A 26059-nucleotide genomic window follows, 5' to 3' on the forward strand; every position below is an offset into this window, starting at 1 on the left:
AGGATTTCATGAAAGCGGCCATCTTCGATACGGTCGGCAGTCCGCTGCGGATCGCCATGGTACCCGATCCTGCACCGGCGCCCGACGAAGTCCTGCTGCGCGTTGCCGCCTGCGGCATTTGCGGCAGCGATCTCCACATCACCGAGGACCCGGCGCCCTTCGGCATCGGCGGCGGTTTCGTCCTCGGCCACGAATTCGCAGGCGAGGTCATCGACACCGGAGCGGAGGTGACCGGCCTGCGGACCGGTGACCGCGTGGCCGTCGTGCCGATGCGCGGCTGCGGGCACTGCGAGACCTGCAGGCGAGGCGATCCGGCGCGTTGTCCCGAGATGGTGCTGATCGGCGGCGGCTATGCGCAGTACGTGACCGTCGCGGCGCGCCAGTGCCATATCCTGCCCGACGAAGTGGCGCTCGAGGATGGAGCGCTGGCCGAGCCGCTCTCGGTCGGGCTGCATTGCGTCATCCGCTCGGGCATGAAGCCGGGAGACCGGGTCGCCATCCTGGGCGCCGGACCGATCGGCCTGCTCGTCGCCTTCTGGGCGCGGCGGATGGGGGCGTCGCGTGTGGTCGTGGCCGACATCCACGATCATCAGCGCGAGCGTGCGCTCGCGCTCGGCGCGACCGGCTTCGTGCTTTCCGGCGAAAGGCTGGCCGAGAACCTCGCCGATCTCTGCGGCGGAGCACCCGATATCGTCTTCGAATGCGTCGGCAAGCGGGGTCTCTTGGGTGCCGCGGTCAACGCCGTCCGGCTGCAGGGCACGGTGGTCGGCGTCGGCCTCTGTATCGGCGGTGACGAATGGGATCCGTTCGTCGCGCTGACCAAGGAGGTGAGCCTGCTGTTCTCGGTCTTCTTCCATCAGCGCAACGAATTTGGCGTCGCGCTCGATGCCCTGCGCGGCGGGCCTTTCGCGCCGCAGGCGCTGATCACCGATCGGATCGACCTCTCGCCGGTTCCACAGATCTTCGAGAGCCTTCGCCGCCGCACCACGCAATGCAAGGTGCTGATCAAGCCGGACCTTGTCTGAGGAGAATGTGAATGGCCATTCAGTTCGAAACACTCGAATACGATGTCGGCGGTATAAAAACGGTGGTGAAGGCCATCGGCAAAGGCAAGCCGGTGCTGTTCCTGCACGGCGCCGCGACGCTGGAAGGCTTCGACTTCGCCGAAGGCCTTGCCGACCGCTTCCGCGTGCTCTGCGCGAGCCACCCCGGCTTCGGCTTTTCGGGCGCGGCGCCGCATGTGGCAGGCATGTCCGACATGGTTCTGCACTATCTGGACCTGCTCGATATTCTGGACCTGCCGGAGAAGCCTCATCTCATTGGGTTTTCCATGGGGGGGTGGATGGCGAGCGAACTCGCGGGCGTGGCGCGCGAGCGTTTCGACAGGATGGTGCTGATCGCACCTGCCGGACTGAACGATCCTGCCCACCCGGCCACCAATCTCGGCGAGGTCGCGCCACAGGATCTGCCGGCCTATCTGGCGCATGACGTCTCGGTGGCGCTGCGCTATTTCCCGGATGGTTCGGACCCCGCCTTCGCGGAGGCCTTCGGCGCCGATCGCGCGCGCGAAGGCGAGACGCTCGGCCGGTTGCTGACACCGTTCGGCATGGGCCACCCGAACCTGCGCCGCTTCCTGGCGCGCATCACCAACCCGACGCTGATCGTCTGGGGCACCGAGGACCGCATGCTGCCAGTCAGCCAGGCGCCGCTCTGGGTCGAGGCACTGCCCGATGCGCGGCTGATCCTGGTCGAGGATGCCGGTCACTTCGTGCAGCAGGAAAAGCCCGAAACGCTCAGCAAGATTGGCGATTTTCTCGCCGGCTAACCGCATTTGAAGGAGGAAGGGAAGACGATGAACAAACCGATCAAGCACGGATACTGGGGTACCACCGTCGACTATGGCGACATGCTGAAGACGATCGCGGAGATCGGACCGATCCTGGAAGCCAATGCCGCCGCCGATGAGGAGAGCGGCGAGCTGACCCAGGCCACGTTCGAGGTGCTGAAGCCGCTGCGGATGTCGCACATCTTCGCCGCCGAGAGCCTCGGCGGCGCGCAGCTGCCTCCCACCCAGGGCCTCGAACTCATAGAGGCGATCACCTGGCATTCGGGGTCGGCGGGCTGGGTTTCCATGGTGCATTGCTGCATCGGCGCAATGTCGGCGGCCTTCCTGCCCGACAGTGCGGTCGAGCGGCTCTTCGCGCCGGGCACCGACAACCGTTTCTCGGGGCAGGGCGCGCCGCTCGGCATGCTGAAGAAGATCGACGGCGGCTATAGGCTGAACGGCAAGTGGAGCTATGGCAGCGGTTTCAGCCACGCCACCTACAGCCACAGTGCTGCTTTCGTCGACGATGGCAGCGGCAAGCCCGCCAAGGACGAGAAGGGTAACGTGATCATCATGTGCGCCCATGCGCCGATCTCAGAGCACAAGCAGCTCGGCAATTGGGACGTTCTGGGCCTCGGTGGCACCGGCAGCATCGACTACGCGGCCGAGGACGTCTTCATCGCCGATGATCTGGTCTTCCCGATCATGACCGCACCGCCGCTGCGCCAGAAGGAGTTCTTCAGTCTCGGTGTCGTAGGCCTCGCCGCCATCGGCCATACCGGCTGGGCACTGGGGGCCGGGCGGCGGATGCTGGACGAGATCGCAAAGTTCGCCCGCACGAAGTCGGGCCGTGCCGGGTTGATCGGCGAGAGCGAGAAGTTCTGGCACGACTATGGCCGCGCCGAAGCCCGCTATCGCGCTGCCCGCGCCTTTGTCTTCGAAGTCTGGCGCGACATCGAGGCGACGGTCGAGGCCGGCAACAGAGTATCGACGCGGCAGATCAGCCTCGTCCATCTGGCCAAGTCCGAGATTCACGAGGTTGGCGTCGATATCTGCAACTTCGCCTACCGCGCCGGTGGCGGCGCGTCGCTGCGCGCCGGCGTGATCCAGCGTACCTTCCGCGAGATGATGGTGGCGGCCAACCACTTCACGATCGCGCCGTCGATCGTCACGTCGGCCGGCCGCGACATCGGTGGTGTCTGGAGCAACCATGTCTGGCAGTTCTACGACCTGATCGAGAAGAAGTAGTCCCAACGGCCGGGCAGCGGACGCCGCCCGGCCCCCTTGTCATGCTGCAGAAAAGATACGTCGATGAGCTTCCCGCATCCGATGACCGACGCCTTCCGCGAAGCCTTTCGCCATCATCCGGCCGGTGTTGCCGTGATCACGGCCGACCCCGGCGACCGACCGGTGGCGATGACCGTGTCCTCGCTGATCTCGGTAAGTGCCGCGCCGCCGGTCGTCGCCTTCTCGCTTTCGATGAAATCCACCTCGTCCGAGCCCATGCTGCGGGCCGAGACCATGGTGATCCACCTGCTCCGCTTCACCGATATCGACCTGGCGCAACTCTGCGCGTCGAGCGGCGCGGAACGCTTCCCGCCGGGGGGCGACTGGGCGCGGCTGCCCACGGGAGAGCCGCGCTACACCGGCGTTTCGACCTGGTTTCGCGCCCGCCGGCTCGGCGTCCTGCCTATCGAGGGCGCGACGCTGGTCGCGGCGGAGCTGCTGGAAGGCGAGGTGCATCCCGAGGAGGTCCTGCCGGAGGCGCATTCGCTGGTCTATCTCGACCGTCGCTGGCATCGCCTGCACAGGCAACTTGACGGCGTGGCCGAGCTTCTTGAGTCGTCGCGTTTTCTTTAGATAGGAAATCTATGCCGCAGGCCCCGGTTGAGGGTTGGGCGCATGGCGGTATGTCGTACTCATCGACCAGCCAACCCGGAAACTCGACTTCTGGAGCCGGCGGACCGAGACCTCGAGGTGCCGGCTCAGCACCGGGGCCCCACCACCATCCGGGCAATCCGCGTCATGTCGGCGCTCATCTCGCGGTCGTCGTCGAGCGGGCTGACGAGCGCGCGCACGGCGGCATAGGTGCGTTGCGGCCCTACGCCCATGCCGTCGACGACGCCGCGCAACTCCACCCCGGTCGCGGCAAAGATTAGCTCCATCGCAACCAGATAGCGCAGGCGCTCGATGATCTCGGCGGTCTTGGCCACCACCCGCGGCGCCATCGACGACTGATCCTCGATGCCGTCCGAAACGGCGAGCGGGCTGAGCGACATCGGATTGGCCAGATGCCGGATCTCGGCTTCCAGGCCGGCGAGCGGTTTCTGCAATTCGGCATAGCCCTGGCGGCTGCCGCCCCTGGCCGACAGGAAGCGCGGCAGTTCCGCCACCGTCGGCGACATCAGCTTCATGCAGCGGTTGGCGGTGCCTACCGCGCAATGCGCGAGGGCCTGGCCGAGCTGTTCCCAGGTCAGCGTCAACGCCGTAAGGTCGAAATTGCCGTTCGAGATGATCCGTTCGGCGGCAGGCAGGATAACCGGGTTGTCGCCGGAATGGGTCAGCTCGATCTCCGTCGCCAGCCTTGCCTGTTCAAACGCGTAGAGCAGGCCGCCCCACACCTGGGGCACGCAGCGATAGCTGAGCGGATCCTGGATGCGCCGCGCCGCGTTCTCCTTCCACAGCCCGCTCCCCTCGAGCTCCGCCCGCAGGCGCGCGCCGATCTCGCGCTGGCCGAACGCCGGTCGCGCCGACAGCGCGTCCTCGTCGATTGCCGTCAGCGATGAACGGAATGCCTCGTAGTTGAGCGCCACCGCGGCCATCGACCAGTCGATGAGGTGAGCGACGTCTTCGAGGTAGAGGCAGGCCGTTCCGGTCGAAAGGCTGTTGGCGACGATGATGGCGTGGCCGTCCTTCTCGCGCAGGTCGAGCGGCTCGAGCCCGGCAAGCGCCAGCCCCTCGGCGGACGGCATGACCTTGCCCTGGAACTCCACGTCGCCGTCGCCGCGCAGAGCCCTTGCCATATGGCCGAGAGGTGCGAGGTCCGCCGCCCCCATCGATCCCCAGGCGGGGATGACCGGGTGGACGCCGGCGTTCAGCGCCGCGACAAGGCCCATGACCACACGCTCGGAGGCGCCGGTGCCGCCCGCGGCCATGCCCGAGATGCGCGCCACCATCATTGCCCGCACCGCCTCGATCGGAAGAGCCGGTCCGATGCCCATGCTGTGGCTGAGCGGCACGCTATGCTGGAAGGCGATCAGATCGGCCGGCGCGAGCGGCGTGTCGACACAGGCGCCAAGACCGGTGGTGACGCCGTATATCGGCTTGCCGAGTTGCGTGAGATGCTCGATGACGGCGCGGCTCGCGCGGATGCGGCGCATCGCCTCCTCGCCCAGCACCAGGCGGGCGTTGCGACGTGCGATCTCGGCGACTTCCGCCGCGCCGAACGGCCTGGCGTCGAGCATTATCATTCTGAGCGTCATGCCCTGCATGTATCCTATGATTGACGTTCAGGAAATGGGCGCGGCCGCCGTATTCCATGATGGCTTCTGCGCCGGAAGGATGTGAAATGCCTGGCAGTGGCGCAGGACGAGCGCAGCCGCAATCATGGCGATGGCCGATGCTCCCGGTCTTGGGGATCAGCCTGCCATGGACCTCATCGGCAGGTATAACCGCCGTCCGGCTTCAAATCGTTCCAGACTGTGATGCTGCCACGCGCGAACCTGCGCCAGTCACGTCGCCTTGCCGACCGCCGCGTCCAACTCCAACTCGCCTTCTGAAATATCGTCGAACGAAGCGTAGTTCATGTTGTAGAGGCGGGCGTAGAGGCCCTTTCGTTCCATCAATTGCTCGTGGTTGCCGCTTTCGACGATCTCGCCGTTCTGCAGGACGATGATGCGGTCCGCGCCGCGGATGGTCGCCAGCCGATGGGCGATGACCAGGCCGGTGCGGCCTTCGAGCAGCTTTACCAGCGCCTTCTGGATCAGCATCTCGGTGTAGGAATCGATACTGGCCGTGGCTTCGTCGAGCACAAGGATCTTGGCATCGGCGACCAGCGCGCGCGCAAAACTGATCAGCTGGCGCTGGCCGAGCGAGAGGTTGCCGCCGCGCTGCTCGAGTTCGGTGTCGTAGCCATTAGGCAGATGCTCGATGAAGTCGTGCGCGCCCACGGCTTGTGCCGCACGCACCACCTCCTCGCGGGTCGCGACGGTTTTGTGATAGCGGATGTTCTCCAGCACCGAGCCGGAGAACAGGAACGGCTCCTGCAGCACCATCGCCACCTGCTCGCCGAGCGAATCCTGCGTCAGGTCGCGGACATCATGCCCGCCGACCAGGACCTGACCCGACCAGACATCGTAGAAGCGATGCACCAGCGCCATGGAGCTGGACTTGCCCGACCCGGTCGGGCCGACCAGTGCTACGGTCTCGCCCGGGTTGACGCGGAAGGAAACGTTCTTCAGCACCGGCAGGTTCTGCCTGTAGCCGAAGGTGACGTTCCTGAATTCGACCGAGCCGTCCATGTCGCGCGACAGCTTGACCGCTCCGTCCTTGTCGCTGACGTCAACCGGCACGTCGAGCACTTCGGAGATGCGCTGGCCGGAGGCCATGGCGCGCTGCATGACGCTGTACTGCATGGTGAGCGAGCGGATCGGGTCGAAGAAGCGCTGGATGTAGAACAGGAACGCCACCATGATGCCGACGTCGAGGCTGTGCGACAACACCATCGAGCCGCCGACGACGATGACCGTCGCCATGGCGACGCCGGTCAGCGTGTCGACGATCGGCACCATCACCTGCGCATATTTCGCCGACCGAAGATGGGCACGGAGATTGGCCAGCACCTTTTCGTCATAGAGGTCGAAATTGACATGCTGGCGTTCGAGGCTCTGCACCGTGCGCACGCCATGGATGCCTTCGGCAAGCGCGCCGTTGGCGATGGAGTTGGTCTCGTGCGCCGCCATGAAGGCGACCTTGGCGCGCGGCAGCCAGAACAGGCGCACGATGAACAGCACCGGCATGGTCGACAGCGTCAGCAGCCCGAGCCGGAAATCCAGCCACAGCAGCACGCTGACGATGCCGAACAACAGCACGATGTCGCCCACCGACATCACGGACGTCTCGAGGAATTCCTGCATGGAATTGACGTCGCCCTGCAGGCGCGACATCAGCCGCCCGACCTCGGTCTTGTCCATGAAGCTCAGCGAGACCCGCTGCAGATGGCTGAACATGGCGCGCCGCAGGTCGGACAGCACATTTTCGGCCACCTTGCCGACGACGCTCTCCTGCACATAGCTGGCGGCATAGTTGATGAGGATGATGACCGCAAAGGCACCGGTCGCAGAGATCATCACCGAGCGGTCGAGCCTGCCCGCCGCCATGCCATGGTCGATGGCGTATCGGATGACCAGCGGGATCGCCAGCTGCGTCAGCGTGAACACCAGCACCGCGGCGACCGAGATGAAAATCCGACCCTGATAGGGCTTTACGAAGCTCCAGATGCGCCGCACGATGCGCGGATCGTAGGCTTTGCCGAAAACCTCTTCCTCGTCGCGGTGCGAGCCGACGACAGCCTTTGTCGGCCGCCCGCTTGTGTCTTCCTTCTCGTCGTCGTTCTGCGTCGACATCAGGCGGCTCCCATGGCCGCAGGCCTGTCGTCGTCCGGCCGCAGCTGCAGGTCGTAGAGCGCGCGATAGCGTCCACCCAGCGCCAGCAGTTCCTCATGCGTGCCGCGCTCGACGATGCGGCCGCCCTCGACGAACAGGATCTGGTCGGCGTGCATCAGCGAGCTCAGCCGATGCGAGATGATGAGCGTGACCCGATCCTTGGCGAAGCGCTTCATCGCCGCCCGGATGCGCTGCTCGGTGCCGGCGTCGATGGCCGCGGTGGAATCGTCGAACACCAGCACCGATGGCCGCAGCATCAGGCTGCGCGCGATGGTCAGGCGCTGTCGCTGGCCGCCGGAAAGCGACGCGCCGCGTTCGCCGACGACCGTGGTGTAGCCCGCCGGAAGCCCGATGATGTAGTTGTGCAGCTGGGCGTATTCGGCGGCCTGCCCGATGCGGGTCTCGCGCGCCCAGGGATTGCCATAAGCGATGTTGTTCTCGATCGAAGTGGTGAACAGGAACGCGTCCTGCTGCACGACGCCGACCGCCTTGCGCAGCGATTGCAGCGTGACCTTGCTGATATCCTGTCCGTCGATGGTGATGGCGCCCGACGTCACGTCGTAGAAGCGCGGGATCAGGTGCGCGATGGTCGACTTGCCGCTGCCAGGTGGGCCGACGATGCCGATGGTCTCGCCGGACCTGGCCTCGAAGGAGATGCCGGACAGCGTCGGGCGGCCTGCGCCCGCGTAGCGGAAGCCGACATTGTCGAAACGCAGAACGCCGTCGTTGACAACGAGGTCCTTGGCATCGGGCGCATCCTCGATATCGAGTTCGGCATCGAGGAGTTCGAACAGCCGCGTGCCGCAGGTCGAGGCGCGGGCGAACGAATTGACCATCAGGCCGAGCTGGCGCACCGGCATCTGCAGGATGGTCATGAAGGTGAGGAACTGGGCCAGCGTGCCGACGCTGATTTGGCCCGCGATCACCTTCTGGCCGCCGAACCACAGCACCAGGCCCATGGCGGCCAGGAACGAGAAGTTCATGGCGCTGGTGTTGCTGACGCGGATGTCGACGCGCTCGGTGGCGAGGTCCAGCGCATCCTGCTTGGCGCGGTCGAATTTCTCCAGCTCGTGCCGTTGCGCCGCGAAGGCACGCACGACGCGAATGCCGCCGAGGTTCTCGTCCATCACCCGGCTCAGCACCGACAATCGCTGCTGCAAGGTCAGCCAGGTGCTGCGCAACTTGAGCTGGGTGACCGAGGATCGCCAGGCGACGAATGGCACGAAGCTCAGGCTGAGCAGCCCGAGCACGAGATCGGTGCTGATCAGCAGATAGGCGCCGACACCGATCAGCACGCCGAGCAACACCACGCGCAGGATGCCGGTGGAAAAGAACATGCGCACGCCGTCGAGATCGAGCAGCCCGAGCGTGATCAGATCGCCGGTGTGGACCTTGTCGTGGAAGGAAAAGCTCAGGCGTTGGATCTTTTCATAGAAGGCCAGGCGCAATTCATAGCCTGTCCGGTGGCCGACGGCCTCGCCAAAATAGTTCTGCGCCATGGTGAAGAGGCCGCGCAGGACGCTGACGACCAACAGGATGAGGGCGGTGTTCCAAAGCGCGTGCTCCGCAGCAGCATCGGCACCCGCGACCATCACGCCCTGCGCCTGATCGATGGCGCGTCCCAGCAGGCGCGGAATGAAAAGCTGCAGCGTCGCGGCGATGAAGGTCGAGACGATGGTGATCGCGACCTGCCAGGGATGGCGCAGCGTCATGCGCACGATGCGGAGCAGGGTGCTGAGACCCTTGCCCCACGAGGCTTCCGCAACGTGGGCAAACGATTTGCCGCGCTCCGGCGCGCCGCCGATGGCTTGCGTATTCAAGGAAAGTATCCAAACCAATCCGAGCATTAGCCCGGACGAATGAAGCAGACTCAATTAGATAGCTTGATGTTACGCTTGCCCGACTTGACCGTTCAAGTGCCAATGGCGGCATCGCACTGTGCCTGTGATCGCTGATGCAGCATCGAGCCGACCGCGAAGGAATTTCGGTGCCGCCGTCCTACCAGCATGTAAAGCCGGCATCGACAGGCACGACGGCGCCGGTCATCAGGCTGGCTGCGTCGGAGGCGAGGAACAGCACGGCGCTGGCGACTTCATGCGCCTGTCCCATTCTCCCCATCGGCGTGTCTCGCAGCCAGGCCTCGATCCGCGTCTTGTTTTCAGGGATCGCCAGAACCATCGGCGTCTCGATGTAGGTCGGCGCAACGGCGTTGACGCGCACGCCGTGCGGCGCCCATTCGGCGGCGATCGAGCGGGTCAAATGATGGACGGCCGCTTTCGAGACGTTGTAGGGCGTCTGCGGCTGCGGCCGATTGCAGATCGTGCCGGACATCGATCCGAGATTGACGATCGAGCCATGCCGGGCGGTGATCATGTGCCTGCCGAACGCGCGGCAGCACCGGAAGACGCCATTGACGTTGACGTCCATCATCCGCAGCCACAATTCGTCGTCCATATCCTCCAGTGAAATGCCGCTGCTGCCGATGCCGGCATTGTTGACGAGGATCGAAGCCGGCGTTCCTCGGGCAGCCAGCATGTCGGCAATCTCGGTCACTCTTGCCGACGAGGTCACGTCGCCGATCACAAGTTCGGCCTTGTGGCCTTTCGCGATCAGCTCATCCGTTCCGGCACTGCCGACCTGCTCGTCCGGTTCGATGATCACCAGCGAAGCGCCGGCCTCGCCAAGCGCATCCGCGCAGGCAAGGCCAATACCGCGGCCACCGCCGGTCACCACGGCGACCTCGTTGTCCACCCTGAAACGAGCCTGGTACATGGTCCTCCTCCCCAATTCCGATGCCGGCTTGCCGTGCTGTCAGATATCGAAGTTCGCCGGCAGGATGACGACGTCCCGGATCGTTACCGTGCGCGATCGCGTCAGCATGAAAACCAGGACCTCGGCGACTTCCTTCGGGTCAAAAAGTGTCCCCGCGGCGATCGCCCGGTCGAGGTTCTCCTTTGGCCAGTCTTCGACGAGCGGCGTCAGCACCGGCCCGGGAGCGATCGCGCCGACACGGATTCCGTGTTTCGCGACCTGCCGCCTCAGCGCGTGGACGAACGCCTGAACGGCGTGCTTGGAAGCAGTGTAGATCGGCTCCCACGGCACGGCCGTGTGGCCGGCTACGGAGCTGGTGACGATGATGTCTCCCGTGCCGCGTTCGATCATGTGCGGCAGGACCGCGTGAACCGTTCGGAATACAGCATTGACGTTCAGGTTCAGCATCCGGTCGAAGGCGTCCGGATCGCCATCCGTAAAATCGCCGCCGATATAGGCGCCGGCATTGGCATGGAAGGCATCGAGCTGGCCTGCCTTGTCCAGAATGGCCGGCATCATGCCCGCCACGCTTTTTGGGTCGGTGAGATTGACCACCAGCGGGATCGCGTTGGCGCCCAGTTCCAACGACAGGTTGTTCAACCGATCCTCGGCATAGTCGACAAGAACGACGCGTGCCCCCGAAGAAAGACAGGCCTTGGCGCAGGCCAGGCCGATCCCGGACGCCGCACCGGTGATTGCTATGACTTTTCCCGACAGATCCTGACCCATCTCAATCCTCCAGTTTACGTGCTTGGCCGCGCGCGGCCGTGTCCAGACTTGTGCTGTTTTTCGGGGTCACGGCGATGAACTCGTCAAGCTGCTTGCGTGACGCGGCACCTTCCATCGGACCCTGCATGGTGACGTTGCGAGCGCCCGCGGCATTGGCATACTCAAGCGCCTGGAACGCGGGCATGCCGAGGCGCCGGCAAGCGACGTAGGCGCCGCCGAAGCAGTCGCCGGCGCCCGTCGGGTCCACCTCGGTAACCCTGAACGCCGGACAATCGAGCCGCGTTCCGTCGGCGCCGAAGAATGTCGACCCGTGTTCGCCGCGCTTGAGAGCAATCTCCGTTACGCCACGGGCAAGGAGCGCGGTGATCGCGGCGGTTTCGCCTTCGACGCCGGCCGCCACGAACAATTCGTCGCCGGAGGGCAGGACAAGGTCGGCGGCATCGACGAGCCTGGCGAAGCGCTCCCGCGTTTGTCCGTGCCCGAGCAACTCCTTGCGCAGATTGGGGTCGAGGGAAACGGATCCGCCGCGCTGCTTGATGACGCCGATGGCATGATCCGTCATCTCCCAGACACCCGGGATGGCAAAAGCGGTACCCATGACGTGCAGGTGTCCGGCTCGCGCGAGCAGCGCCTGCGCCTCGACCGTCAGGCTGACGAGTGCGGCCGCGGATTTTCCGATGTTGTAGACGAAGTCGCGCGAGCCGTCGTCGCGATAGCGAACGAACGCGCTTCCGGTCGGATAGTCGGGGCTAACCGAGATGGCCGATATGTCGGCTCCGTCGGACCGGAGCCGTTCGATGTTGATGCGGCCGAAATCATCGTCGCCGACCGAGGCGACAATAGCCGCCGAGCCGCCGATCTTGGCGCACTGATCGATGAAGATCGCCGGCGCGCCGCTGGGGTAGGGGCCGATGAGCTCGATCGGTTCGAGGAAACCGTCGCCACGGCTTTTCGCCATGATCTCCACCAGGATCTCGCCGATGACGACCGTCGGCCCGAGTGCGTCCGCAGCGAGCTTGGTCTGACTTGAAATCGCATCTGCGGGCATCGCATGGCTCGGCTATTGGACACTTTCGATATCGGAGACGCACCTGCCGCCAGGTCTCGCGGCGCGCTCGCTGATCCTGGCAGCGAACAGCGGCCTGAGATGGTCACGATCGGGAATGCGCTGTTATTCCTCCAAAAGGCACACTATGGGCGTTTGTATGTTTATGCAACATATTAACCGGATTGGCGCCGTCGCGGCAAAGGCGACCGCGCACTATCTCCCTTCGTCTGCCTCCGGCTCTTCGAATTCCGCCGCATCGTCGGCGAAACGCTGGCTCTCCAGAGACAGATAACGCTGGTGCAGCATGCAGGCCGCACCGAAAGCGGAACCGACGGTTCCTTCATCGTTCACTGTGATCGATGGGAAGGGGAAACTGGATTCCTGTATGGCGTGGATGTGGGCGGCCACCCTGGCGGCCATCAGCGGATAGAGCGCCGCGACCGAACCGCCCAGCACGATCCGGTCGGCGTCGATGATCCGGCAGGCCTGCACAAGCCCTGTTGCCAGGGCCTTTGCCCAATGCTCGGCGATAGAGACGGCGCTGGGCAGGCGATCCTGGACATCGGCAAGGAAGTTGCCGAACGCCGGGTGGCTGAGGGCGGAGGTCTTGCGGTATTCGCCCATGATGGTTTCGAGGCCGATCAGTTGTTCCAGATTGCGGCGCGGACCCGGCGCGTCGCTGATGATCAGGTGCCCGATCTCGCCCGCCAGCCCGTTGGCGCCGCGAAAAAGATTGCCGTCGATGATGATGCCGCCGCCGACGCCGCTCTCCATCACGAGAAACAGCGTTACGCCTGAATGCGCCTCGCTGCGCCCGTAGGTCGCGCCGATGGCGAATGCGTTGGCGTCGTTCTCGGCAAGGACCGGAACGCGCAGCGGCAGGACGTCTCGTACCAGCTCGGCGAGATGAACGTTTCGCCAGCCGAGAAGCGGCGCCAGCCGGACCAGTCCATGCTTGTCCATCTGCGCCGGCGTCGAGACGCCAAAGCCTTCGCATCGCTCCAGTTTCGACGCCGGAATGGATTGCAGGGCCATGCTTACCGCGCGATCGACCGCGGCCTCGACGCTGATCGAGGGTCCGTCGAACGGTTCCACATTCGTCGAGACGATGTTGGTTCCGAGATCGATCTCGACCGTGCTGATATGTTCGACGCCGATCTCCACCCCAAGGAAGAATATGGCATCCGGCACCAGTTCCAGCATGATGCCGGGGCGGCCGACCCGGGCATAACCCGGTTGTTCGGGCGGATCCTCGATGGCTTCGCGCACCAGACCGTCAGCCGTCAGGCTGGCGATGATATGCCCCGACGAAGAGCGGTTGAGACGCAGTTTGCGTGCGAGTTCGGCCCGGCTCAGTCGTCCAAACTGGTGAAGGGCTCTCAGAGCCGCCACTTCATTGCTTTGTCGAATTCTGCGATGCGAACTGGCGGTCAACGCCGGATCATTCACGTAGGTTTCTCCAGGCTACCTGCGATCCGCCAGCTGCAAGCGATCGCAGGCCGTCATTTGGTACACGCCGCTCAAGCGTGCGGCAACTAATGGGCGGGCGTTCGTCGTTCGCCGGCGAACCGCCTCTTGCATTTTCAGGTCGATGAAGGCCTTGGCGTGCTTTGCCAGCGGCATGTTCTCGGTCCAGGTATCGCGCCAGATCGCGCAGGCCAGCGAAAGACCTTCGTCGACCACGGCGCTGGAGAACGATTCGAAGGTAATGTCGCGCTCGTAGCCGATATCGAGCAAGGCATCGAAGATGCGATCGAAATCGATCACCCCGTCGCCGAGATAGCCGCGATTGCTTTCGCCGATGTGGAAATAGCCGATCTTGTCGCCGGCCAGACGAATGGCCGCCGCCGGGTTCGCTTCCTCGATGTTCATATGAAACGTGTCGAGATGGAGCCTGACGTGATCAGAGCCGGTCGCCTTGATGAAGTCGAGGCCTTGTGCCGCCGTGTTCAGGAGGTTCGTCTCGAACCTGTTGACGACCTCCAGCACCAGATCGACGCCGGCCGCCTTTGCCGCTTCGGCCGTCCGCGCAATGGCTGCAATGCTGTTCTTGCGGCCGCGATCGCTTGGCATGGTCGAGTATTTCGTGTGCGCGGAATAGAGAATCCCGCCAAGCTTGGTGCCGCCGATATCTCGAACGGCCGCGACCGCGCCCGCGAGCAAGTCCTCGCCGGCCTTGACGACGGCAGCATCCTCGCTCGACACGTCGGCGCCTGGCGGAAGACCCATCGTGACGGCGATTTCGAGACCCAGTGCCTTAGCCTTTCCGGCGAGACGGTCGAGGTCGAATTTTTCGGGCCGAAGGTACGCGAACTCGATCAGCTGATAGCCACAGGCGGCAGAATTTTCCATCGCCTCCTCGAGCATGGCCTGAGTGCCGCCGCCGGTCCAAACGAATGAATGAATGCCCAATCTGCGCATGTGCAGCTCCTCCACGACACAATCTATGTTGCATAGCACAACAAAATATCCAAACCAGGTTCATGTCAAGAGTCATACGGAGTGCGTAATGGTTCCGCCTGTTTCCGCTTTTCGTGCAAAAATGATTGACAGCACAATGGAAAACTCTAATTTGTCTCGTTAAGCAACATATAAGTCTGGTAAAAACACCAGACGCATTGGAGGAGGATCTCGAACCGGCGCCTTGAGTGCGCGGTACCTTGTGTCATGTTTTCGGCGGATGGCATCGTTCACTGTATTTGTTCGGCGAGCTGTGCGCACTGAACGACCTGCAAGGCCTGTGAGGATTGGTCACCGTCTGATCGATGACGGCTTTCGATAATTTCGGGCAAGTGGGCGAAGGGGGCCGCGGATCAAGCGGTCGTTGCGTTACGGGGAAGGAGCCACTCAATGAAGCCCGCTCTGAAGATCGTTCCGGACTTCGAAATGGTCATATGTCCGCCGGCGGAATCGTTCCGCTGGAACATGCATGACTATCCGTTCTTCAAAGCCAAGTGGCATTATCATCCGGAATACGAACTGCACCTGACGCGAACGACCTCGGGCGTCATGATGGTGGGAGATCATATCGGGGAATTCGCACCAGGCTGCCTGGTCCTGACCGGGCCGAACGTCCCGCACAATTGGGTCAGCGACATTGAACCCGGGCAGACAATTCGCAATCGCGACATGCTGATCCAGTTCAGCCGCGAATGGGCCGATCGGGTCACCGGCTTCTGTCCTGAGCTCGGAACCATCCGGCCGCTCTACGACGACGCCGTCTACGGAGTGGAATTTCGCGGGGCCACCGCCCTCGCCGGGCAGCGGCTGCTCGCACAGATCGGCGCCGCCCAAGGTGCCGAGCGTGTGGTGCTCTTTCTGCAATTGATGATCACGCTGGCCCGCGATCCCGGCGACCGCCGCAGGCTCTCGCGGCTGGCGCCTACGTCCGCGCAGGCGGAATTGCCGCCGGAACTCGACGTGGCAATGCGCTATGTTCTGGACCACTATAGCGACGATATCGACCTGCCGTTCGTTGCAAGGCTCTGCGGGCTGGAACCGCAAGCATTTTCACGTTTCTTCAAGCGGCAGACGGGTCACACCTTTGCCCGTTACGTCATCCTTGCGCGCATATATGCAGCCTGCTCGCTGCTGACGCAGACTTATCGGCCGATCACCGACATCTGCTTCGAAGTCGGGTTCAACAACGTCGCCAATTTCAACAGGCAGTTCTTCAAGATCTGCGGACGCACGCCGTCGGACTACCGGCGCAATGCCCACAAGATCGGGACCGAGGCGCGCGCCGATCCGTTCAGGGAGATCCGCGCCTGGTCAGGCGGCGCGCGGGCAGTCGGCGAAAAAGTATAGATCGCCTGCAAACCACGCGTGGCACGCGGAGATGTCCCCGCACTAAGTTCATCGGAATGCCTCGGGGGAGCGAGGCCGCAGGCAGAACAAATTCTCGAGCGCAGGAGGATCCGTGTCGCTGAGCTTTCATCTCAGGCACCGGTCGGGGAGGATGTCTTTGCGGGAACCACAACCGCCGTTTCGTTGTCTTGAAGGCGTCGCCTCGCGCCAAGTGCTGCATCGTAGCGGCATTGCCGGCAGGGATCGGCGAATGGCGCCAAGATCGGTTGGTCGGACGCGCGACGGAGCCACTGCATTCGAGCGCGTGGACTTGGATTTGCCTCCCAGGGCCGGCACCCGGGGAGTTCTCTTTCCGGGTGCCGCTTTTCCGGCAGGACGGTCCGGTGCGCGTCGGCCTGAAACGGGTTTCAGCCATGTCCGGATGGCCAGGAGGTGCCGTTCCTGAGGGGTGGAACGCGGCGATCGCAGAATGGATGACTGACAGTCAATGTTTTGTTGGAGGAGTGAAAAATGAAACATGAACTCAGAATGGGCCTTGCCGCATTGGCAGTCGGCCTGATGACCAGCGTGATGCCCGCCAAAGCCGATTTCTGGTCGGACGCCGGTGCGAAATACAAGGGCGTGACACTGCACGGCGTGACCGAAAGCACGCCGCCTTCGAACTACATCAAGGACGTTCTTGCCCCCGCTTTCGAGAAGGCGACCGGCATCAAGGTGGAAATCGAGACCACCTCCTGGGACCAGATGTACGACAAGGCGATCAAGGACATGGAAGCCAAGACCGGCATCTATGACATGGTCTATATCGAGCAGGACATCATCTACGCCTATCTCGCCCGCGACTTCCTGGTCGACATCACGAAATCCCTGAAGGACGACCCGTCGCTGAAGGCGCCGGAGTACGACGAAACGCACTTCACGACATTTGCGAACTATTTCAAGAATGCCGACGGCGATCTTTTCGGCATTCCGATGGAAGCCTTCATCAAGCTCTATCTGTACCGGACCGATCTGTTCAACGATCCGGCGATCAAGGAAGCCTTCAAGAAGGAAACCGGCAAGGATCTGGTGCCGGCCAAGACCCATGAGGAATACACGCAGATCGCGGAGTTCTTCACCAAATGGGGCAAGGACCACAATCTGGAACTGTGGGGCACCACGGCACAGGCGCATACCGGCCACCCTGCTTCCTGGTATGAGTTCTTCGAGTCCATCGCGCCCACTTTCGGTGTCTACAACTGGGGCATCGACGCGTCGAAAAACTACTCGGCATCGGTCGCCAATGGCGGCACGATGAACAGCGACAAGGCCAAGGCCGCGCTCAAATACTGGCTGCATCTGCGCGACATCGCCCCGCCGGAATCCCCGGCAAGCACATGGACCGAAGTCGGCACCACCTTCGCGGCGGGCCGCGCGGCACAGGGCCTGGTCTACGGCGAGAACGCGGCATGGATCGCTGCCGACGCGGAAAAGTCGAAGGTCGTGGGCAATGTCGGCGTCGCCCTGCCGCCGCTGGCACCCGGCGTCATGGAGGATGCGGAAGCCGGCAAGGGTTATATCGGCTACTATGACGGTGGCGCCTTCGGTCTTCCGGTAACCTCGAAGAACAAGGAAGCAGCGCTGCTGTTCCTGCAGTATATCGGCCAGGATTCGGTCCAGGGCGATTGGGCGGTGGCAGCACCCCGCATCACCAACACGGCAACCTACGACGATCCGAAGGTGATCGAGATGGATAAGAAGCTCAACGGCTACTACACCATGCTCAAGAACGACGGAAAGCTGTTTGCCGGCGCACCGCCCTATCCGTTCCATGCGCAGGTGCGTGAAGCCACGGCGCCGATCTTCTACAAGATCCTGTTGGGCGAGGTCTCGTCCGACGATGGGCTCGACCAGATGGCTGCTGCCGCCGAGGCGGAACTGAAGAACCTCGGCTACCGCAAGTAGCTTCGTGAGCCTAAAATTCGGGCCGCCGTGAAGCGGCGGCCCGAATACATTTTCGCCGCCGCAAGAATGTCGCGGACAATGCGCCGGCCTGGGGAGTGGTTTCATGCGATCAAACAGAGTGGGATGGCTGATGCTCGCCCCGACGATTGCGATCCTGGGGATCTTCGGCATCGTCCCATTTCTGTACGTGCTCTATGTGGCCTTCCATCAATGGAACCCGTTCGGCGCAAACCCCTACATGATCTACAACGGCGCCGACAATTTCCGCCGTCTCGTCTTCGACAACGAATTCCTGACCTCGATCGCGTTCACGCTGAAGTTCGCCTTCTTCGCTGTCGTCAGCGAAGTCATCCTTGGCTACCTTCTGGCCCAGCTGTTCATGCGCGAGTTCCCCGGCCGGGGCCTGTTCCGCACGATCCACACCCTGCCGCTGATCGTGGCGCCGATCGTCGTCGGCTCGGTCTGGCGCCTGATGACGACGCCCAGCATCGGCATCATCCCGTATCTTTTGAAATCCTGGTTCGGCTACGACCTCAATATCGGCCGTGACGCGACCATGGCCTTTGCGCTGACCGTCATCATGGATATCTGGCACTGGACGCCGCTGGTGACGCTGACGCTGCTGGCCGCATTGGTTTCGCTCCCCAAGGAGCCGTTCGAGCAGGCGCAGATCGACGGGGCCAACAGGTGGCAGATCTTCTGGCACGTCACCTTGCCGATGATCCGCCCGGCGATCCTGGCGACGGTCTTCATTCGCCTGATGGACGCGCTGCGCACCGTCGACGAAGTGTGGATGCTGACCGGCGGCGGCCCCGGCGCCGCGACGCGCTATCTCGGCCTGCACATCTGGAAGATCGTGTTTCCCAAGACCGACTACGGCTACGGCTCGGCCACCTCGATCATCGTCCTGTACCTCACTCTGGTGATGTGCTGGCTGCTCTATGTCGCCCTTGTCGCCCGGCGCGACCAGAAGAGGCCTTCCTGATGCGCGCCAACCGCCCGGTTTTCTCCATTCTGCTGTGGACCTTGCTCAGCCTGCTGACGCTGTTCCCGATCTATTGGCTGTTCGTGATCTCCGTGAAGCCGGCGGTCGAGCTGTTCACCACGCCAAGCCTGCTGCTCGAGACAGTCTACTGGAAGAACTACGTCAAGGTTCTCGGCGACGACACGCTGCGCCGCTACATGTTCAACTCCATCGTGATCTCGAGCGGCAATGCCGTGCTGGTGACCGTTCTTGCCTTCATGGCCTGCTACGCGCTGTCGCGCTTCGATCTGGCCGGCAAGGAGAACATCTTCTTCTGGACGATCACCAACCGCATGGCGCCGGCGGCGGTGTTCCTGCTGCCCTTCTTCCTGCTCTTCACGCAGGTCTTCGTCATTGGCGAGTGGAAGCTCTACGACACGCGCACCGGCATGATCCTGCTCTACTGCACCTTCAACCTGCCCTTCGCCATCTGGACGCTGAGGCCGACGATCGACGCAATTCCCAAGGAACTGGACGAGGCCGCGACCGTCGACGGCGCCACGACCTGGCAGGTGATCCGCGAAGTCATCTTTCCGCTCGCGCGGCCCGGCCTCGCTGTCACCCTGATCCTGACCTGGGTGTTCGCCTGGAACGAGTTCCTGCTTGCCGCGACGCTCACCAGCTTCAACGCGCGCACCATCACCACCGGCCTGTCGGAATATGTCACGACGACCGGAACCGAATGGGGCACGATGGCGTCCATCGCCATCATCACGCTTATTCCAGCGCTGCTGATCTTCTCGATTGTCCAGCGGCACATTGTGGCCGGCCTGACCTTCGGCGCGGTCAAGGAGTAGTTCCATGGAGCACATGGTCGATCTCGATGAGGTGGACGACGAAGCCAACACCATCGTCGCAAGCCCGCAACGCACCGGTTTCCTGCCGATCGTCACCAACTGGTTCGACCGGGTTTTTGTCGGCATCTATCTGTTCGTTGCGCTCGAACTGTTCTGGATGCGCTTGCTCGAACAGTCGATCCCATTGTCCGTCTGCCACGTCCTGGCGATCGTACTGGGTGTGCTGATCGTCTGGCGCGGGTAGGGCGGAGACAAGAGGAGGAACGCAGGCTCATGAAGTCATTGGTGCTGGAAGAAAGGCTGAAACTGTCGCTGCGCGATTTCCCGATCGAGCGCGAGGAGGCGCTCGGCGTCCGCGACGTGCGCATCAAACTGCACACCGTCGGCATCTGCGGCTCGGATGTCCACTATTATACGCATGGCGGCGCTGGCCCTTTCCAGGTGAAAGCGCCGATGATCCTCGGCCATGAGGCATCAGGCATTGTCGTGGAGACAGGCGCCGAGGTGACGTCGCTGAAGCTTGGGGACCGCGTCTGCATGGAGCCGGGCATTCCCGACCCGAACAGCCGCGCGACGCGCATGGGCCTGTACAATGTCGATCCGGCGGTTCGCTTCTGGGCGACGCCGCCAATCCACGGCGTCCTGCGGCCAAGCGTCGTGCATCCGGAGAATTTCACCTTCAAGCTCCCCGACAACGTTTCCTTCGCCGAGGCGGCCATGGTCGAGCCGCTGGCCGTCGGCGTCCACGCCGCCACCAAGGCGCAGGTCAAGCCGGGCGATATCGCCCTGGTGATGGGCGCCGGGCCGATCGGCCTGGTCACGGCCCTGTCGGCGCTGGCGGCAGGCTGCGCGCGGGTCTTCGTGTCGGACGTGGACGACACCAAGCTTGAGCTCGCAGCGAAGCTCGGCGCCATCACGCCGATCAATGTCGCGCGTCAGGATCTGGCCAGGGAGATTCTGGCCGCAACCGACGGCTGGGGCGTCGAGATCGTGTTTGAATGCTCCGGCAGCCCGCGCGCCGCGGAAGGCGTCTTCGATCCGCTCTGTCCGGCCGGCCGGGTGGTGTTCGTCGGCGTGCAGATGCGTGGCATCAACTACGACGTCGGCAAGGCGATGGTGCGCGAGGCGCGCGTCGAGCATGTGTTCCGCTATGCCCACGTCTTCCCGCGCTGCGTTGCCATGCTGTCTTCCGGCGCAATCGACGTGAAGCCGCTGATCACGCGCACGTTCGACTTCGAAGACAGCGTTCGCGCGTTTGAGATCGCCGCATCCGCCCCAAAAGGCGAAGTGAAGATGCAGATTGCCTTGCCGCAATAGAGGGGATGCGAGTTGGCTGAAGTCACCGTCAGGAACATCGTCAAGCGTTATGGAAGCGCGCAGGTCATCCATGGTGTGAATGTCGACATCGCCGATGGCGAGTTCGTCATCCTCGTCGGCCCGTCGGGCTGTGGCAAATCCACCCTGTTGCGCATGATCGCCGGTCTCGAAGCGATATCGGGCGGCGAGATCAGCATCGGCGGCCGGGTGGTCAACGATGTGCTGCCGAAAGACCGCGACATAGCGATGGTGTTCCAGAATTATGCGCTCTATCCGCACAAGAACGTTGCCGACAACATGGGCTTCTCGCTCAAGATCAAGGGCAGGCCGAAGGCCGAGATCGACGCCAAGGTGAAGAAGGCGGCCGAAATCCTCGATCTCGGCAAGCTGCTCGACCGGTTTCCAAAACAGCTGTCCGGCGGGCAGCGCCAGCGCGTGGCCATGGGACGCGCCATCGTACGCGACCCGCAGGTCTTCCTGTTCGATGAGCCGCTGTCCAATCTCGACGCCAAGCTGCGCGTTGCCATGCGTGTCGAGATCAAGGAACTGCATCAGCGCCTCGGCACGACGATCGTCTATGTCACCCATGACCAGATCGAGGCGATGACCATGGCCGACAAGATCGTGGTGATGCGGGACGGCAAGGTGGAACAGGTCGGCGCACCGCTCGATCTCTACGACAATCCGGGCAATGTCTTCGTCGCCGGTTTCATCGGCTCGCCGGCGATGAATTTCATCAAGGGCAAGATCGAAGCGAAGAACGGCAGGCAGGTCTTTGTCTCGGACACCGGTTCCGTGCTGCCGGTCGAGGAGGGCAGGGCGCAGAGCGGCCAGCCGGTCATCTACGGCATCCGTCCCGAACATATCGACATCGCACCCGACGGTTTGCCGGCAACGGTTTCGGTGCTGGAGCCGACCGGCTCCGAGACGCAGATCTTTGCAAGGTTTGGCGAGGACGCCATTGACGCCATCGTCAAGGACCGGCTCACCGTCCGTCCCGGCGAAGAGGTAAGGCTGAAGATCGATCCGCGCCGGGTCCACATCTTCGACAGGCAAAGCGGCGCACGCTTGTGACGCGCTGCCCTCCGCAGTCATTGGCCAGGACCTGACCTGACGGCCGGGCATCCGGCCTGGCGGCCAAGCCGCAATCGAACGAACCGCGCCCTCTAACCGTCTTGACCCGACAGGTACAGCGGCCGACGGCTCGAATACGCGTGCCTCATTTCGGGTAACCGCAAGCGCTCAACTGGAAAAAATAGACCGTCGCCAGCCGCATGCGGCCGCGCATCAGAATCTCTTGGCACCCCTTCTCGCCGGTATGCGTGGGAGTCGCCAAGGAGCGTATTGACAAGGCTACGCTGATATGAACATTTGACTTTGTGAAAGTAACGATGTTCATGCGGGGCGAGCTTGACCCTGCTGAATATCGGGGGAGTTGGGAGGCCCGATCACATGGCTCAAAGCCGCAGTACCGCTCTGAAAATTCAACATAGGTCACCGTCCGGTTTGCTTGCCGGCCGGACAGGATACGCTGCGCTTGGATAGTCTGTGCGGGCCTGGATCGGTCCGTTTTTTTCGAACCTGGCATCGTCGTCGCCCCGCAAACGGTGCATGATATTTCTGAGCGGGCATTTGGGAGGATTTGCAATGCCTATTGGAACTAGGAAGGATGTGTCGCGTCGGTCGTTTCTGATGTCGACGGCGGCTGTAGGCGCCTCGGCCGTGGCGGTTGGCGGGGTCTCGCTGTTCAATGTCCGGCGCAGCTTCGCGCAGGACGCCATGAACCCTGCCGACGTGCTCGCCAAGATCAATGTCGGCGGCTACGTCAAGAAGGAATACCGCGATCTCTACAAGCTCGCCGACGGCGACGAGCTGTGGGACCCGGCCAAGGACTGGATCCGCACCGTCGACTGGGAAAAGGTCCGCGGCGAGTTCGCCGGCACCACGGTCAAGTTCGCGATCGGCGCCGCCGACATGGAATCCGCCGCCGACGGCCTGAAGCCGTTCGAGCAGCTTTCCGGCATCAAGGTCGAGCTGGTCCCGATCCCCGACGATTCGATGTACGACAAGGTGCTGGCGGAATTCATTTCCGGCAATGCCAGCTTCGACGCGCTGCAGTTCTTCTCGCCGTGGCTGGGCGACTTCGCCGGCCCGGGCTTCCTCGCCAAGCTCGACGACTATGCAGAGAAGTGGAAGCTGCCGCTTGACGATTTCTATGACACCTATCGCCTCAACTACGGCTATTTCGGCGACAAGGGCCTCTACGGCATCCCGTTCGACTGCGACATCCAGATGGTGCATGTCAGGCCGTCGCTGCTGAAGAAGGTGACCGGCAAGGACGCCGACACCAAGCTGACCGTGCCGACCTATGACGAGATGATCCGTCTGTCGGCCGAGCTCAACAAGGTGGAGAAGGGCGTTGCCGGGGTCGGCATGATGGGCGCTCGCGGCTTCTGGTCGACCTACACCTGGGAGCACATCGCCGCACAGCATGGCGTCGACCTGTTCAACGATTCCTGGGAGCCTGTCTTCAACAGCGACGCCGGCATCAAGGCGCTCGAAACCATCCTGGCGCTCAAGGCGTCGTCGGCCGAAGGTGTGGCCGGCTGGGGCTGGGGCGAGAACCGTGCTGCCTGGCTCGGCGGCCAGCTCGCCATGAACATCTCCTGGCAGGATTCCGGCACCCAGGCGACGCGCCCGGACCAGAGCCGCATCGTCGGCGACTGTCTCACCCTCTACGAGCCGCGCGTGCAGATTGAAGGCGCCCGTTTCGCGCCGCCGAACATCGCCGGTTCGACCTCCTGCGTCACCGCCACGGCCAAGAACCCGGAGGGCGCCTTCCTGATGCTCGCCTTCCTCACCACCGCGTCGATCATGGCGATGAACGAAGCCAACGCCAACGGCGTCGCGCCCGGCTACAAATCGGTGCTGAAGAACGAAAAGCTGCGCTCGGTCTCTCAGCCTGCCGCGGTGTGGGCCGATTCACTCGACTACGCCTGGTGCGCGCCGCGCATCCCCGGCATGTTCGAGATGGAGCAGGCGCTCGGCAACGAGATCAACAAGGCGATCGTCGGTCAGGCGACCCCGAAGGAGGCTCTCGATGCCGGCGCCAAAGCCTGGAAGGAGATCATGACCAAGAATGGCTTCTTCTCAGACAAGGAGCCGTTCAAGTATGCTGCGGTGGCGCCCGCGACCTGGGCCGGCAAGGGCAAGACCCCGCCGGTTTGACGGTCGATTGATGCTGGCTTGCCGACAGGTCCAGGGAGACTTCACGTAATGCAGGACTCCATGGTCCACAACAGTTCAGGATGGGCGGCGTCAGCCGCCCGTCCCGGCATAAGGCCCCGGCCCCGGAGCCGTTTGCGCCGCAAGGCGTTCCCCTACCTTCTGGTGGCGCCGGCGATGATCTTCCTGCTGGGCATCACGCTCTATCCCGGCGTCTACGCCATGTATCAGAGCTTTTTCTTCGTCCGCTTCAACGACTGGTCTTTCGCCGGGCTCGGCAACTACACCAAGCTCCTGTCGGACAACGAGTTCTGGCAGGCGCTGTGGAACACCTTCGTCATGGGCGCGATCGCGCTCAGCCTCGAATGCGTCATCGCCATCACAATCGCGGCCTTCGCCTATCGCGACCCCTGGGTGCGATCCTGGCGCATCATGTTTCTGATGCCGATGCTGTTCATGCCGTCGGCGGTCGCCTTCATCTGGAAGCTCGCCTTCAACGATGGGCGGATCGTCAGCGATCTCCTGATGCGTCTGGGGCTGATCGACGGCAATCTGGATTTTCTGGGTTCCATCTGGCTCGCCCGGCTGACCCTGATCGTCGCCGATGTCTGGCAGTGGACGCCGTTCCTGTTCATCATCTTTGTCGCGGCCCTGCAGGGGCAGGATGCGGAAATGGAAGAGGCGGCAAGGCTGGACGGCGCCAAATGGCGGCAGATATTCTGGAACATCTCGCTGCCGCTGATGATGCCGATCGTCGCCGTCGCGCTCATCCTGCGCGGCATCGACATCATCACCATGTTCGCTTCGGTCTTCATCATCACCGGCGGAACACCCGGCGGCGCCACCGAAACGATCAGCTATTTCATCTATCGCATCGGCTTCAAGACCTTCAATTTCGGCTATGCCTCGGCCATTTCGGTGGTCATGCTGGCGATAACGGTGACGGTTGCGCAGCTGTTCGTGAAACGCTTCTTCCGCTCGGGACGGGAATAGAAGATGGCCAGCAAAAGCCGATCCTCGGAGAGCCTGTTCCTGCGCTACCTCGTGCTGTCCGCCTGGGCCGTGTTCTGCCTGGCGCCGATCCTGTGGTTCCTGTCCATCGGATTGCGGCCGCGCACCGAGATCATCGCCGCCGAGCCCATCTACTGGCCGACCTTCTCCCTCGACGCCTGGAACATGATCTGGACCGACTGGCCGATGGGCAATTATCTGCGCAATTCGCTTGTCGCGGTTGTCGGCAGCGTCATCATCGACCTGCTGCTGGCGATCCCGGCCGCCTATTCGCTGGCCCGCTACACCTACCGGTTCCGCGAAGACATCGGCTTCTACATCCTGTCGACCCGGATGATGGCGCCGGCCATCGTCGCCATTCCGATCTTCTTCCTGTTCCGCAACATGGGCCTGCTCGATACGGTTTGGGCGCTGATGCTGGTCTATGCCGCGATCAACCTGTCGCTGGTGACCTGGATCATCCGCTCCTACATGCTCGACATACCGCATGAGATCGAGGACGCGGCCCGCACCGACGGCGCCTCGGACCTGCGCATCCTGGTGTCGATCATCGTGCCGATGTGCCTGCCCGGCATCATCACCGCGGCCGTCATCGCCGTCATCTTCGCGGTCAACGAATTCCTGTTCACCTTGCTCATCGCCTCGACCAAGAACGCCTACACGCTGTCCGTCGCGCTGGCCAACTTCACCGGCGGTTCGGACGGCATCATCTACAACGCGATCGCCCTTGTCGCCTTCCTCGCCTTCGTTCCGATCATGTTCCTGGTCGTGCTGATCCAGAAGCATCTGTCGCGAGGCCTGACCATGGGCGCGGTCAAGGGTTGATATCAGGCGTGGCCGCAATTGCCCTGCCTGGCT

Annotated in this window: 22 protein-coding genes; 14 read left to right on the plus strand and 8 right to left on the minus strand. The window is 63.2% G+C overall.

The features are described 5' to 3' along the window. Nucleotides 1–8 precede the first annotated feature (8 nt). The 4 genes from A6B35_RS10270 to A6B35_RS10285 all read left to right on the plus strand — a co-directional run bounded on the left by A6B35_RS10270 (nucleotide 9) and on the right by A6B35_RS10285 (nucleotide 3685). Nucleotides 9–1025, plus strand: a complete 1017-nt coding sequence (locus A6B35_RS10270; RefSeq protein ID WP_006203880.1) for a zinc-dependent alcohol dehydrogenase — start codon at nucleotides 9–11, stop codon at nucleotides 1023–1025. 11 nt (nucleotides 1026–1036) lie between these two features. Further along, complete coding sequence (locus A6B35_RS10275; RefSeq protein WP_006203879.1) at nucleotides 1037–1825, plus strand: alpha/beta fold hydrolase; 789 nt, start codon at nucleotides 1037–1039, stop codon at nucleotides 1823–1825. Nucleotides 1826–1852: 27 nt separating this feature from the next. Continuing rightward, nucleotides 1853–3073 (plus strand): acyl-CoA dehydrogenase family protein, encoded by a 1221-nt coding sequence (locus A6B35_RS10280; RefSeq protein WP_006203878.1) that lies wholly within the window; start codon nucleotides 1853–1855, stop codon nucleotides 3071–3073. 63 nt (nucleotides 3074–3136) lie between these two features. Continuing rightward, the gene (locus A6B35_RS10285) at nucleotides 3137–3685 is read left to right on the plus strand and encodes a flavin reductase family protein (protein ID WP_006203877.1); all 549 of its coding nucleotides are present in this window, start codon (nucleotides 3137–3139) and stop codon (nucleotides 3683–3685) included. A 125-nt stretch (nucleotides 3686–3810) separates the two neighbouring features. Here the strand turns inward: A6B35_RS10285 and A6B35_RS10290 are convergent, their stop codons facing one another. From A6B35_RS10290 to A6B35_RS10325, 8 genes are all read right to left on the minus strand, one after another. Then, complete coding sequence (locus A6B35_RS10290) at nucleotides 3811–5307, minus strand: HAL/PAL/TAL family ammonia-lyase (RefSeq protein ID WP_065518311.1); 1497 nt, start codon at nucleotides 5305–5307, stop codon at nucleotides 3811–3813. A gap of 249 nt (nucleotides 5308–5556) precedes the next feature. After that, nucleotides 5557–7449, minus strand: a complete 1893-nt coding sequence (locus tag A6B35_RS10295) for an ABC transporter ATP-binding protein (RefSeq protein WP_006204263.1) — start codon at nucleotides 7447–7449, stop codon at nucleotides 5557–5559. Beyond that, nucleotides 7449–9335, minus strand: a complete 1887-nt coding sequence (locus A6B35_RS10300; RefSeq protein ID WP_425277667.1) for an ABC transporter ATP-binding protein — start codon at nucleotides 9333–9335, stop codon at nucleotides 7449–7451. The genes A6B35_RS10295 and A6B35_RS10300 overlap by 1 nt, the downstream gene beginning before the upstream one ends. Nucleotides 9336–9486: 151 nt before the next feature. Beyond that, entirely contained in the window at nucleotides 9487–10260 is a 774-nt protein-coding gene (locus A6B35_RS10305; protein WP_006204265.1) for an SDR family NAD(P)-dependent oxidoreductase, read from the minus strand. A 39-nt stretch (nucleotides 10261–10299) separates the two neighbouring features. Beyond that, nucleotides 10300–11028 (minus strand): SDR family oxidoreductase, encoded by a 729-nt coding sequence (locus tag A6B35_RS10310; protein WP_006204266.1) that lies wholly within the window; start codon nucleotides 11026–11028, stop codon nucleotides 10300–10302. 1 nt (nucleotide 11029) lies between these two features. Further along, nucleotides 11030–12076, minus strand: a complete 1047-nt coding sequence (locus tag A6B35_RS10315; protein WP_006204267.1) for a tagatose kinase — start codon at nucleotides 12074–12076, stop codon at nucleotides 11030–11032. A gap of 213 nt (nucleotides 12077–12289) precedes the next feature. Then, nucleotides 12290–13525, minus strand: coding sequence for an ROK family transcriptional regulator (locus A6B35_RS10320; protein WP_006204268.1), 1236 nt, complete (start codon nucleotides 13523–13525; stop codon nucleotides 12290–12292). Nucleotides 13526–13540: 15 nt separating this feature from the next. Beyond that, entirely contained in the window at nucleotides 13541–14497 is a 957-nt protein-coding gene (locus A6B35_RS10325; RefSeq protein ID WP_006204269.1) for a sugar phosphate isomerase/epimerase family protein, read from the minus strand. A gap of 429 nt (nucleotides 14498–14926) precedes the next feature. On the opposite strand from A6B35_RS10325, the gene A6B35_RS10330 reads away from it, so the two are divergent. The 10 genes from A6B35_RS10330 to A6B35_RS10380 all read left to right on the plus strand — a co-directional run bounded on the left by A6B35_RS10330 (nucleotide 14927) and on the right by A6B35_RS10380 (nucleotide 26026). Beyond that, nucleotides 14927–15883, plus strand: a complete 957-nt coding sequence (locus tag A6B35_RS10330) for a helix-turn-helix domain-containing protein (protein WP_006204270.1) — start codon at nucleotides 14927–14929, stop codon at nucleotides 15881–15883. 528 nt (nucleotides 15884–16411) lie between these two features. Beyond that, nucleotides 16412–17827: an extracellular solute-binding protein gene (locus A6B35_RS10335; protein ID WP_244425997.1), complete on the plus strand. Its 1416-nt coding sequence runs from the start codon at nucleotides 16412–16414 to the stop codon at nucleotides 17825–17827. A 103-nt stretch (nucleotides 17828–17930) separates the two neighbouring features. Further along, nucleotides 17931–18812, plus strand: a complete 882-nt coding sequence (locus A6B35_RS10340) for a carbohydrate ABC transporter permease (RefSeq protein WP_006204272.1) — start codon at nucleotides 17931–17933, stop codon at nucleotides 18810–18812. Further along, entirely contained in the window at nucleotides 18812–19648 is an 837-nt protein-coding gene (locus tag A6B35_RS10345; protein ID WP_006204273.1) for a carbohydrate ABC transporter permease, read from the plus strand. Before A6B35_RS10340 ends, A6B35_RS10345 begins: the two co-directional genes overlap by 1 nt. A gap of 4 nt (nucleotides 19649–19652) precedes the next feature. Beyond that, on the plus strand, nucleotides 19653–19892 hold the full coding sequence (locus A6B35_RS10350; RefSeq protein WP_006204274.1) for a DUF2160 family membrane protein: 240 nt from the start codon (nucleotides 19653–19655) through the stop codon (nucleotides 19890–19892). A gap of 29 nt (nucleotides 19893–19921) precedes the next feature. Continuing rightward, the gene (locus A6B35_RS10355) at nucleotides 19922–20965 is read left to right on the plus strand and encodes an NAD(P)-dependent alcohol dehydrogenase (protein ID WP_006204275.1); all 1044 of its coding nucleotides are present in this window, start codon (nucleotides 19922–19924) and stop codon (nucleotides 20963–20965) included. Nucleotides 20966–20977: 12 nt separating this feature from the next. Further along, a complete protein-coding gene (locus A6B35_RS10360) occupies nucleotides 20978–22039 on the plus strand; it encodes an ABC transporter ATP-binding protein (protein ID WP_006204276.1) in 1062 nt (353 codons plus the stop codon). Between the two features lie 573 nt (nucleotides 22040–22612). Beyond that, the gene (locus tag A6B35_RS10370; protein ID WP_040583393.1) at nucleotides 22613–24193 is read left to right on the plus strand and encodes an ABC transporter substrate-binding protein; all 1581 of its coding nucleotides are present in this window, start codon (nucleotides 22613–22615) and stop codon (nucleotides 24191–24193) included. Nucleotides 24194–24325: 132 nt separating this feature from the next. Continuing rightward, nucleotides 24326–25183, plus strand: coding sequence for a carbohydrate ABC transporter permease (locus tag A6B35_RS10375; RefSeq protein WP_006204278.1), 858 nt, complete (start codon nucleotides 24326–24328; stop codon nucleotides 25181–25183). A gap of 3 nt (nucleotides 25184–25186) precedes the next feature. Continuing rightward, nucleotides 25187–26026 (plus strand): carbohydrate ABC transporter permease, encoded by an 840-nt coding sequence (locus tag A6B35_RS10380; protein ID WP_006204279.1) that lies wholly within the window; start codon nucleotides 25187–25189, stop codon nucleotides 26024–26026. Nucleotides 26027–26059: the final 33 nt, after the last annotated feature.

The sequence above is a fragment of the Mesorhizobium amorphae CCNWGS0123 genome (assembly GCF_001686985.1).
In the GTDB taxonomy this organism is placed as follows: Bacteria; Pseudomonadota; Alphaproteobacteria; order Rhizobiales; family Rhizobiaceae; genus Mesorhizobium; species Mesorhizobium amorphae.